10 protein-coding genes are annotated in these 12,101 nt (G+C 37.1%); 1 reads left to right on the top strand and 9 read right to left on the bottom strand.

All coding sequences use genetic code 11. From position 1 onward, the window contains the following. Window positions 1-18 precede the first annotated feature (18 nt). From H1D32_RS04945 to H1D32_RS04930, 4 genes are all read right to left on the bottom strand, one after another. Window positions 19-1,695, bottom strand: coding sequence for a glycoside hydrolase family 13 protein (locus H1D32_RS04945; RefSeq protein ID WP_261177091.1), 1,677 nt, complete (start codon window positions 1,693-1,695; stop codon window positions 19-21). Next, window positions 1,695-2,522 carry a carbohydrate ABC transporter permease gene (locus tag H1D32_RS04940; protein ID WP_261177090.1) on the bottom strand — a complete coding sequence of 276 codons (828 nt, stop codon included), beginning with the start codon at window positions 2,520-2,522 and terminating at the stop codon, window positions 1,695-1,697. The genes H1D32_RS04945 and H1D32_RS04940 overlap by 1 nt, the downstream gene beginning before the upstream one ends. Next, the gene (locus H1D32_RS04935) at window positions 2,522-3,409 is read right to left on the bottom strand and encodes a carbohydrate ABC transporter permease (RefSeq protein ID WP_261177089.1); all 888 of its coding nucleotides are present in this window, start codon (window positions 3,407-3,409) and stop codon (window positions 2,522-2,524) included. The genes H1D32_RS04940 and H1D32_RS04935 overlap by 1 nt, the downstream gene beginning before the upstream one ends. A 171-nt stretch (window positions 3,410-3,580) precedes the next feature. Then, window positions 3,581-4,897 carry an ABC transporter substrate-binding protein gene (locus H1D32_RS04930; RefSeq protein WP_261177088.1) on the bottom strand — a complete coding sequence of 439 codons (1,317 nt, stop codon included), beginning with the start codon at window positions 4,895-4,897 and terminating at the stop codon, window positions 3,581-3,583. Window positions 4,898-5,282: 385 nt separating this feature from the next. On the opposite strand from H1D32_RS04930, the gene H1D32_RS04925 reads away from it, so the two are divergent. After that, a complete protein-coding gene (locus H1D32_RS04925) occupies window positions 5,283-6,272 on the top strand; it encodes a LacI family DNA-binding transcriptional regulator (protein ID WP_261177086.1) in 990 nt (329 codons plus the stop codon). Window positions 6,273-6,346: 74 nt separating this feature from the next. Here the strand turns inward: H1D32_RS04925 and H1D32_RS04920 are convergent, their stop codons facing one another. The 5 genes from H1D32_RS04920 to arfA form a co-directional block, all read right to left on the bottom strand. Beyond that, window positions 6,347-7,276, bottom strand: a complete 930-nt coding sequence (locus H1D32_RS04920; protein ID WP_261177085.1) for an aldo/keto reductase — start codon at window positions 7,274-7,276, stop codon at window positions 6,347-6,349. Window positions 7,277-7,327: 51 nt separating this feature from the next. Continuing rightward, the gene (locus tag H1D32_RS04915; protein WP_261177084.1) at window positions 7,328-8,338 is read right to left on the bottom strand and encodes a Gfo/Idh/MocA family protein; all 1,011 of its coding nucleotides are present in this window, start codon (window positions 8,336-8,338) and stop codon (window positions 7,328-7,330) included. Between the two features lie 84 nt (window positions 8,339-8,422). Then, entirely contained in the window at window positions 8,423-9,406 is a 984-nt protein-coding gene (locus H1D32_RS04910) for an aldo/keto reductase (protein ID WP_261177083.1), read from the bottom strand. 11 nt (window positions 9,407-9,417) lie between these two features. Further along, the gene (locus H1D32_RS04905; protein WP_261177082.1) at window positions 9,418-10,458 is read right to left on the bottom strand and encodes an aldose epimerase family protein; all 1,041 of its coding nucleotides are present in this window, start codon (window positions 10,456-10,458) and stop codon (window positions 9,418-9,420) included. 112 nt (window positions 10,459-10,570) lie between these two features. Further along, the gene (gene arfA / locus H1D32_RS04900; protein WP_314733348.1) at window positions 10,571-12,079 is read right to left on the bottom strand and encodes an arabinosylfuranosidase ArfA; all 1,509 of its coding nucleotides are present in this window, start codon (window positions 12,077-12,079) and stop codon (window positions 10,571-10,573) included. Window positions 12,080-12,101: the final 22 nt, after the last annotated feature.

Genomic DNA, 12,101 nt, shown 5'->3' with positions numbered 1-12,101 from the left:
GACATAGAAAGGTTGTCCTTATTGCTCTTCGCTACTTTCTATAACCACAGATTCATAAGGTCTTAATAAATCTACCTTTAGGTTATCTGCATAAGTAGAAAACAATACTTTTCCATATGAATTTTCCAGTTTCGTTTCTTGATTTGAGAAGTTGCTAAGGACAATAAGTTTCTTCCCATTGTATTTCCTTGTGTAAGCAAAAATATGTTCATTTTCCTCTAACATTGGTTCATATTCACCATAGATAAGGACGTTACTATAGTCACTACTTTTACGTAATTGTATTAATTTTCGATAGTAATGTAGGGTTGATGTTTTCTCATTGAGCTCTTTCTCCACGTTAACCTCTGGATAATTCTCATTAACTTTTAACCAAGGCTGCCCTTCTGTAAAGCCACCATTTTTTGTATCGTTCCATTGCATCGGCGTACGTGAGTTATCACGACTGCGTCTCCAAATGGCCTTTAGTGCTTCTTCAGGTGAATAGCCTTCTTCAATAGCTGTAAAATACTGATCTTTCGATGCAAGATCATCATACTCATCAATCGATGAGTATGAAACATTTGTCATCCCAATCTCTTGCCCCTGGAAGATATAAGGAGTTCCCTTTAACAAAAAGTAGGTTGTTGCTAGCATTTTCGCAGCCTTTTGACGCTCAGAGCCTTCTAGTTCACCTAAATATTTATTCAATGACCTAGGATGATCGTGATTTTCAATATAAAGAGCGCCCCACCCTGTTTTGTTCAGAAGGGCCTGACTGTCGTTAATCGCTTTTTTTAGATCAAAAAGTTTCCAGCTTTTTGGTTCAAACCATTTCCCTTCTTTACCTAGATCAAGGTCAACATGATTAAATTCAAATAACATATCAAAATGACCTTTTTCTCCAATATAACTTGCCATATTTTCTGGACTAACTCCTGGTGCTTCAGCAACTGTTACAAAATCATAGTTTGAAAAAGTTTTTTTCTTCAATTCTTGTAGAAACACTTCAATTCCGTCTCTATTTAAACAAGCATTTGATATGTTGGATAGGCCATCACTATCTGAAGTTGGTAAATCCTCTGTCAACTCACCTTTTTTGATAAAAGTGATTGCATCTACTCTAAAACCACTTACTCCTCTTTCGATCCACCATTTCACCATTTCATGTAAAGCGTCACGCACTTCTTTATTTTCCCAATTTAAATCCGGCTGTTTTCTGGAAAATGTATGAAGGTAATATTGGTTGGTACTCTCATCAAATTCCCAAGCTGAACCACCAAAAATAGAACGCCAATTATTTGGTGGAGAACCATCTGCCTTCGGGTCTTGCCAAATGTACCAATCACGCTTAGGACTATTGACACTTTGTTTAGATTCTAAAAACCATGCATGCTCATCCGACGTATGATTGATTACTAAATCCATCATAATTTTAATCCCACGATTTTTCGCCTCTTCTGTTAGTTTCTCAAAGTCTGCAAATGAACCGTAAGTCTCAGAAATGTTATAGTAGTCAGAGATATCATAGCCATTATCATCCATTGGTGAAGGATAAATTGGACATAGCCAAATCATATCGATACCCAAAAATTCCAGATAATCTAATTTTTCAATAATACCCTTTAAGTCACCAATTCCATCACCGTTTGTATCATTGAAGCTCCGAGGGTAAATTTGATATACAACTGAATTTTGCCACCATTTTTGTTCCATTATTTAATCGCCCCATCTATTACGCCCTTAATTACTTGCTTTTGTAAAATAATAAAGAAAATAATGATTGGTATCATCGCTAGGATAAGTCCTGCCATAGCTGGTCCGAAGCTAGAAGTATATTGACCAAAGAAATAGAAGGTCGATAACGGGATCGTTCGGTTTGCTTCAGCAACTAAAACTAGTGAAGGAAGTAAGAAATCATTCCAAATCCAGAGCACATCTAAAATAACAATCGTTACTGTTATCGGTTTTAACATTGGAAAGACAACCAACCAAAATACTTGTAACCGCGAAGCTCCATCAATCAAAGCTGCTTCTTCAAGCTCTACTGGAATTGATTTCATAAATCCGTGATACATAAACGTCGCTAAACTTAATCCAAAGCCTAAATAAAAGAACATTAACATCCATTTGCTATTTAATAAACCTAAGTTTCCATAAATAGAAACGAACGGAATCATTAACGCTTGAAACGGAATTATCATTGAAGCTACTAATAAAAGTAAGACGAACCCGTTCATTTTCCATTTCCATCTAACAAGAAAATAGGCAAGCATAGATGAAAATACAACGATTAACAAAACAGAAATAGTCGTAATTAAAACAGAATTCCAAAGTGCAGACATAAAGTTCATTGTCTCAAACGCTGTAATATAATTATCAAAAGATAACGTTGTTGGTAATGCTAGAGGGTTACTAACAATATCTAGGCGGTCTTTAAATGAGTTAATCAACACTAATGCAAATGGGAAAAAGTATAATACAAATAGGATGGTAGAAAGACTAAAAAGTATAATTGATTTTATTTTCCTCTTTTTTTGCATTATGATTCTACCTCCATTTTCTTCATGATTTTAACTTGAGTAACCGCAATAGCGGCTACAATAATAAACAGAATAAACGCTTTTGCTTGACCAGAGCCAAAGTTTTGATAGAGAAACGCATCATTATATACGTGCATCGCAATTAATTCTGTTGATCTGAATGGTCCACCACTTGTCAAAGAAAGGTTTGTATCGTAAACTAGGAAACTTCTTTGTAACGTTAAAAATAAACTAATCGTAAAAGCTGGTATCATTAATGGAACTTTAATCTTTATCATTTGTTGCCACGCATTTGCCCCATCTAGATCAGCAGCTTCTAATAATGATTTATTAATCCCCATTAATCCTGCAATGTAGATAAGCATCATGTAACCAGAGCTTTGCCACACCCCAACAATGACAAGTGTCCAGAACGCTTTATCTGGATCCGCTAACCAAGAATAGGAAAATATCGTTAGCCCTGACGCTTCGCCAAAATGAACGACAACTCTAGTAAAAATAAATTGCCAGATGAAACCTAAAATGATTCCACCAATTAAATTAGGTGTAAAAAAGCCCATTCTAAAGAAGTTTTGCCCTTTCATACCACTTGTAACTAAGAGCGCTAAACCAAAAGCAATAACATTCGTTAATACTAGCGTTAATACTACATATTTAAATGTAATCTTCATCGAATCCCAAAACCCTGTATCTGAAAAAGCAATCAGGTAGTTTTCAAATCCACGGAATTCTAACAGTGAACCTGAAAAACCAGTCCAGGTTGTAAAAGTCATCACAACACCTAGTAGTAATGGCAGAATCATCACAACTAGGAAAACAAAAAGAGGTATAAAAGCAAACGTGCCTATTACTTTTAACTTATCAATCAATTTTTTCTCATTATACATTCGGGATACCTCCATCTAGTTCATTATGTGTCAGGTGATAAACAGCCCTAATTTAGAGCAATTGCCCGTCGCAAAACACCCGTATTACTTTCGTACAGATGCTTTGCGACAAGCAGCTCCAAGATATAGTAGCAGCGGGATAAGCGAGTTTGCTTATCCCACTCTACTCATTTATTTTTTAGCGTTTTTCCAATAGTTTTCAAACTCTTGGATAAGCCCTTCTCTATCAATGTTATCTGCTAGAAACTTTTGCATGGAAGCACCCATTGATGCCCATCCATCAGCAGGATAGTAAGAATTCATCCATTCTAATGTGTTATTACCTTCCATATAGCTCAGGATTGATAACGATAACGAATCTTCTGGTTGTACTGTAATACTGTCAAAAACAGGAATGAAATTTAAGTTGTTTACATAGTGATTTTGACCACTCTCAGAAGAGACTAACCAGTTAAGGAAAGCATTAGCAGCTTCTTGCTGGTCTGTCGTAGATTGTGAAGCATCAATTACCCAATATGATGGAACCCCAACTGAGATTTCGTTGTTTCCGAAATGTGATGCATCATTACTTACTGGAACAGGTAAAAACCCATATTCACCTTCAGGATCAATTTCATGTAATTGCGGATAAGCCCAGTTCCCCATAAACCATAAGCCGACTTTTCCACTAGCTAATGCTAACGGGCCATCATCATATTGTGGAGAAAGTGGTGAGTTTTTCACAGAATTATACTCTTTCATTAGTTCAAATGTTGTTAACCAATTGTTAAACACTTCGTTATCAGAAAGGGTAACGTTACCATCTAACATATCTTGCATAAATTGATGACGCTCGTCACGGTCGCTAGACTGAGCTGCAAAGAATGGATTAGATAGATGAGCACCTAAAGACCAATCCATTGGAGACACATGAATGGCACTCGCCCCATCTAATGCATCAATTTGTTCTAGCAAACTACGAAACTCGTCATGTGTGCTTACCGCTGCTGGATCAAAATCTCCACCTACAGCTTGATCAAGAATCCCTTTGTTATAAATAAAACCAAATGCTTCAACAGTTACAGGTTGTCCGTAAATACCACCATCAACAGCAACAAAATCGGTCATACCTTCTTGAACTGTTTCCACCCATGGTTGATCTGATAAATCTAGTAATCTGTCTTTGAACGTTTCAAATTCAGATGCCATCATCATAATTGTTGGAGCATTTCCAGATGAATAAAGCGAAGTCATTCTTTCAAAAGCATTAGCACCTGCTAACGGAATAATTGTCACCTTTACACCAGTTTCATTTGAAAAGTCAGCTACGGCTGCTTCAAACTCTTTAGCAATCTCTGGTTTACCCATTAAAATTGTAATCTCTGTTGCTTTTGCACTACCACCGCCTGTGCTACCACTCGTTTCCGGTGAAGTCTGATCATTTCCACTACCACACGCAGCTAAAGTCAAAAGAGCAGCTACTACTAAAAGTGAAAAAAGTTTTTTCATGTTCTAATCCCCCTTAATTTCGAAAAGCTTGTTTGAAAGTGCTTACAAGTAGTATATTACTACGTCAGTTTTTTTATGTCAAACGTTTTCATATTTAGTTTGGTGTTTTTTTACCGTTTTTTATTAATATTATGATTGTTTTTGGATGTTTAACATTTAAAATCATGTTAATAATCTAAAAAAATCACAAAACACCATCAGTGCCACCCTGTTCATAAGATCTCACTGCAATTAAATGTGGTAATGTTACCACATTGTTGTTATACTATATTTTATTAACAACACGAAAACGCTTACCACAGGTTTAAATTAAGAGTTATAATGAACTAAAAGCAGTGGGTTACTAAAAAACTCTATAGATGATTTTAATGAAAGGAGCTCGCCTATGGCTAACATAAAAGATGTTGCACTACGAGCTGGAGTTTCTGTTACGACCGTATCAAGGGTGTTAAATAATCGTGGTTACATTGGGAAAGAAACGAGAAAAAAAGTCGAGGATGCTATGGCTGCCATGAACTTCTCTCCTAACCAAATTGCCAGAGCACTCCAAAAAAGTCAGTCCTATATCTTGGGAATGATTGTTCCTGATTCAAATCACCCTTTTTTCTCAGAACTGATAAAGCACGTTGAGGTATATGCAAATGAACAAAATTATAAAGTCCTCATATGTAACTCTCTAGATCAATCCGATAAAGAAGCAAAATATATAAACATGCTTACTGAAAATAGAGTTGATGGCATTATCATGTGTAGCCACACCCTTGATGTGGAAGCGTACAAGAATGTAAATTTCCCTATTGTAACGTTTGACAGGATTATCTCTAATCAGTTTCCTTATGTAGCCTCCGATAACTATCGTGGCGGAGAACTTGCTACAGAGCACTTAATTCAGTCTGGTTGCAAGCACCTACTACACATCTCAGGACCGTTAAAGCTTGATTTACTAGCTAATAGACGTGCAGACGCATTTAAGCTCACGTGCATGAGACATAATTTACCACATCAAGTCATTGAGGGGTCTCATGATAATTTAACATTTGACTATTTTAAGGACTTTATCATGAATGAGGTTGCAGATAATCTTTCTAATTTTGATGGGGTCTTTTGTAGTAATGACATTGTAGCTTATGCGCTATATCTCTACGCTACAGAAATAGGGATTAAGATCCCAGAAGATTTAAAAATTGTCGGATATGATTATCATAGTTTCACAAGAATGCTCCAGACTCCAAAACTGACAACAATCGCACAACCTACTAATCGCTTAGGTAAGGTATTGAGCTCAACGATTATTAATATGATTGAAAACAAGGATAAAGATACGGTTAACAATACGATAGTTGATGTAGAATTAATCAAGGGACAGACTACCTGATTACGAAAACAGCTAAATAAAAAGACTAAAGGAAAAATTGAAATTATCCCTTTAGTCTTTTATTTTATTTATACTTACCCATTATTCACTGCTTGTGGATGAGTATCGCTTACGATATCAAGCTCTGCAGCACTAGCATTTAATCTTACTTGTTCTGAATTTTTACATCCAGGAATAACAGTAGTCACTGCTGGATGCTTTAGACACCAAGCTAACGCCCATTGGGCCATATTTACACCCTCTGGCACTTCGTTACGTTGAATTTCTTCAACAAGTCTTAGCTTTTTCGCTACTTCTTGTTGATCATGCCTATGGCGAACATCCTGTGTTCCAAACGTTGCACCTGGCTTATACTTCCCACTTAAATACCCACTAGCTAGAGGAACACGAGCTAGGACACCAAGATCTTGGCGTTCACATGATGGAAATACTTCGTCTTCCGGCTCACGTTCTAAGCGATTATAAACAACTTGTATAGCTCCAGCATTTACTTTTGACGCTAAATCGGTTTGATAAATATTTTGGTTGCTACCAATAGAAATTCCTAGATGACTAATTTTTCCTGCTTCTACTTGTTTATCTAAAGCAGTCCATAAATCATCGTTATTGAACATCTCATCGCTACCAGAATGGAATTGATATAAGTCGATATACTCTGTACGAAGAGATTTTAATGAAGCATCTAGTTGTTGAATGACTTCCGTAGCCGACCAATGATTCGTACGCTCAAAGTTATGATGAAAGTGATGCCCAAATTTAGTAGCTACAATCCAATCTTCTCTTGTGTCTTGCTCTAGAAACTTGCCGATTAAGCTTTCTGATAAGTGATCACCGTAGCATTCTGCAGTATCAATGAGATTAATACCTACTTCTTTAGAAGTAAATAATATGTCATCTACTTCTTTTTGGGTAAAATTCTTTCCCCATTCCCCACCAAATTGCCAAGTTCCTACACCTACCACCGAAACCTCTAAACCAGTTTTTCCAAGTTTACGATACTTCAATTTGTCCCAACTCCTTCTTAAATTTCACTACCTTACATCTGCAAACAGATTTTACAATTTAGTCGTATCTATTTTAACAGATGCCTCAAGCTTCATCGCTTCAAAACAAGCATCAATTACACGGCTATTTTGCACTGTTCGCTCAGTGAGGTCGATGACTTCCTCGTTATTTTGAATGGCTTTTGAAAAGAAATCAACTTGGATCAGATATTGATCGCCATATATGGTCTCAGTTCTAGTAGGTTGCCCTTCCTTCTCAATCACTAGTAATCCTTCGCCAGCGGTAAGATCAGGTCGATAGGCACGTGGTACAGTTACTTTCCCTTTAGTTCCGAAGACAGTGTACTCCTGCTTAAACGGTTGTTCGAAGCTAGATTTGAATTTTGCTTGGATACCTGAAGCATATGTCAATTGTCCTTCTGCAGAAAGGTCGACAGCAAAGTCCTGGTCAATATTGCCGATTACAGTTACATCAATAGGCATACTTTCTAAGAGAAGGTTAAATGTATGAAGGCAATAACAGCCCACATCATATAGGCTACCACCACCAAGGTTCTTATCAAGTCTTATGTTTGGTTTGCTGCGCTCCAATTCAAATGAGAATGTCGCTTGGATTTCTCTGATCTCACCAATTTCACCAGAACTGATGATTTCTTTCACCCTTTGATGCTGAGGGTGAAACTGATACATAAACGCTTCCATAAAAAGAACGTCATGCCCGTTACATACGTCTATCATCTTTATGAGGTTAGCCTCGGTTAATGCAGCCGGCTTTTCACATAATACATGCTTGCCCTTTTGAGCAGCCTTTTCGACCCATTCTAGATGCAAACTATTTGGCAGGGGAATATAAACCGCATCAATGTCGTCACACTCTAGCAGTTCATCGTAAGAGTTATAAACGTTTTGGATTTGGAACTCATCAGCAATTTCCTTTACAGCTTTATTGCTACTAGCAATCGCGATAATTTCACCGGTCGTTGATCTCATCACTGCGGGAATGAAAGATTGACGGGCAATATTGGCAGAACTTAGAACACCCCAACGGACTTTGTTATTCATTTACGCCACTCCACTTTCTATACAATTTTAGAGGCTGTCCAATTTGGTCAGCCTCTTTCACATTTTAACTAATTCAATTTGTTTCTAATAAACCCCGCGAATATGGTCGTGAACAGTTTCTTTATAAAATTGCTGCAATTGCTCTAATTCCTCTTTTGAAAACGAAGGTGTTTGTAGTGCTGCAAGATTTTGATTTACTTGTTTCACATTCTTAAATCCAGGAATAATACAACTTACTCCTGCTTGGTCCAAGATCCAGCGAAGTGCTGCTTGCGCCATGGAGTCTCTTCCATTGGCAATCCACTGTAATTGTTGACTTAATTCCACACCTTTATTGAACTCGAGACCAGCAAATGTTTCTCCGACATTAAACGCATCACCGTTTCGATTAAAGGTACGATGGTCATCTGATGCAAAGGTTGATGCTTCTGTAAATTTGCCAGTGAGTAAGCCACTCGCTAAAGGTAATCGTGCCAGGATGCCGACTCCTCTTTCTTTAGCTGCAGGTAGAAGTTCTTCTAAAGGCTTTTGTCTAAAGATATTTAAGATCACTTGAAGTGCACTCACATTTTCATTTTGAAGGCATAATAAGCCCTGCTCAGCTGACTCTACACTTACACCATAGTAACGAATTTTTCCTTCTGCTTGTAACTTATCTAATACTTCATAGACACTTCCATCTTGGAGAATTTCTGTTGGCGGACAATGAATTTGATATAGATCGATATAATCACGATCCAACCTTCGTAAACTATCTTCGCAATATTTACGGACTGTTGCTTCTGAGTAATTATTAGGATCATGGATGTTTCCAGCACGACAAAATTTAGTCGCAATATGAATTTTATCTTCGATCCCTTTCGTTGCTTTTGCTAATAACTCTTCACTATGTCCATCTCCGTAAACATCTGCCGTATCAAAGAAGTTTACACCCTCATCGATTGCAACTTGAAGAGCACGTAGTGATTCATCATCATGAACTTCGCCCCAAGTCCCACCTATCGCCCAAGTACCGAAGCTCACTTCACTAACTTTGAGATCTGTATTACCTAATTGTCTATATTTCATCTATAGTCCTCCTATTTTATCGTCGAAAACGTATATCTTGTAGACCTAGAATAAGTTTCACCTTTTTTTAAGATTGAAGTTGAAAAATTCGGATGATGAATGGCATCTGGTGGTCCTTGTGTTTCTAGGCATAACCCTAAATGCTTTTTAGATTGAATGCCATTGATTTGATAATGATCTTGAAGCATATTCCCCGAATAAAAAACAACGCAAGGCTCATCTGTTTCAATAATCAACTCACGACCACTACTTAGATCCCTTAGAATAATCTCTTTTTGATGATGTTCATTTAACAAAAACGGATGATCATAGCCATTTCCCACCAAGACATTTTGGTGAAATTCTGAGTTTACTCCATCACGAATTTTTCTACCATTTCTAAAATCAAAGGGTGTATTTTCCACTGGTAGAACTTCACCTGTAGGAATTAAGTCATTGCCAAGTTCTATAAATTTATCGCTTTTTAATTGAAGTTCATGGTCTAAAATATCAGTTTTTAAATCACCACTAAGATTAAAATAAGAATGGTTCGTAACATTTACGATGGTATCCTCATCACTAACACCATGGTATGTAATGTTTAGTTCATTCTCATTTGTTAGTGAATAGGTGACATCCATTGCTAAATTTCCTGGGTAACCCTCTTCACCTGAGAGGCTTGTTCTCGAAAATTTGACAGTTGAACTATCTTCAATTTCGGCATTCCAAATGACCTTATCAAAGCCAACTCTCCCACCATGAAGATGATTTTCACCATCATTTTTTGCAAGCTGATAGGTTTTTCCGTTTAATTCGAATTCTGCCCGACCAATTCTCCCGGCTACACGGCCACAAATCGCACCAAAAAACGGCGAAAAATTTAGATAGTCTTCTAGGTTATCAAAGCCTAAGACGACATTTTCAAAAAGACCATTTGCATCAGGAACACTTATCTCAGTAACGATGCATCCATAATTTATAAAAGAAACCTTCATCCCATGGTCATTTTTTATTGTATATTGGGTTACCTCTTTACCATCTAGAAAACCAAAATGATTTTGCGACAGTTCCATTTCTTCACCTTCTTAAAATATTCGGTTATTTTCGGAAAAAGTTGTTGCTACTTGGACCATTGATAGCATTTGCTAACTACTGGTCCAAGTAGCAGTAATAATAAATAATTTACTATTTAGCCAAACGAATGACGTTCCATGAAGCCTTAGATAACAATGCCTCTATTTGACCATTATTTAATGAAGAGACTCCTTTGTTATGTGGCGCTACTCTTTCTACTTCAATTGTATTAACTGCCTTAAGGTCATCGTTTTCTAACACCAAATGCTCAACAATTTTATAGCCTTCAAAACTCCTAACATCAATTGTTACATCTAAGCCTTCTTCAAGATGACGGTTAAGCGCAAAAATTGTTAACTCTTCTTTTTCTTCATTAAATACAATCGCAGTATCTAAATATGGTACATCAGTAAAATCTTTTGTATCATAAGCTGGAGATGAAACAACTGGTTTTAAGGAAACGCCTCGACCATACGTTGACACATGAAGATATGGATAGAAAATCGTCTGTTTCCATGCCTTCCCACCATTTTCAGTCATGATTGGTGCGATAACATTGACAAGCTGAGCCATACAAGCAATTTTTACTCGATCTGAATTGCGTAATAGGGTCATTAACATTGAACCTACTAATAAAGCATCCTCAAAATTATAATTATCTTCTAATTGAGGAGGTGCAATTGACCAAGGTTCAAGTTTGGCATCTGCATCATTGGAATGAAACCAAACGTTCCACTCATCAAAGCTAAGATTGATTGTTTTCTTACTACGTTTTTTAGCTTTAATAAAATCACACGTCGAGATGACTGTTTTAATAAATTGTTCCATTTCCATCCCGTTTGCTAAGAAGTTTGCAGAATCATTATCACGATTACCAAAATACTGATGAAGCGAGATATAATCCGCTACATCATACGTATGCTCAAGAGTCGTCGCCTCCCACTGTGGGAATGTTGGCATGCCAGAACCCGAACTACCGCAGGCAACTAATTCAATAGAAGAGTCAACTTGCTTCATTGCTTTTCCAGTTTCAGCAGCTAGACGACCATATTCTTCAGCTGTTTTTTGACCAATTTGCCACGGTCCATCCATTTCATTTCCTAAGCACCATGTTTTAATTTTATGAGGAGCTTCATACCCATGGCTTCGACGAAGGTCACTCCAGTAAGTTCCACTTGGGTGATTGCAATATTCAATAAAATTTCTTGCTTCTTCAATTCCACGTGTACCTAAATTTACTGCCATCATTACTTCTGCATTGACCTTTTTTGTCCAATCCATAAATTCATTTGTACCGATTTCATTTGTTTCAATCGTTCGCCAAGCCAATTCAAGTCGTCTCGGTCGGTCTTTTCTTGGGCCAACACCGTCTTCCCAATTATATGCTGAAACCATATTTCCACCTGGATATCTCAGGATTGGCACCTGTAATTCTCTTACAAGACTGATAACGTCTTCGCGAAAGCCAAGTTCGTCTGCTTCGGGATGTCCTGGTTCGTAGATCCCTCCGTAAACAGCTCTACCTAGATGTTCAATAAATGAACCATAGATCCGTTCATCTATTTCTGCAATTTTAAATTCTTTATCAATGACCATTTTTGCTTTTTTTATGTTTGTCATATAATTCACCGCTTTCGAGTTT

Source organism: Anaerobacillus sp. CMMVII (genome assembly GCF_025377685.1).
Classification (GTDB): domain Bacteria; phylum Bacillota; class Bacilli; order Bacillales; family Anaerobacillaceae; genus Anaerobacillus.
Note: the sequence above shows the minus strand (reverse complement) of the source record. Positions and strands in the feature narration are given on the sequence as shown.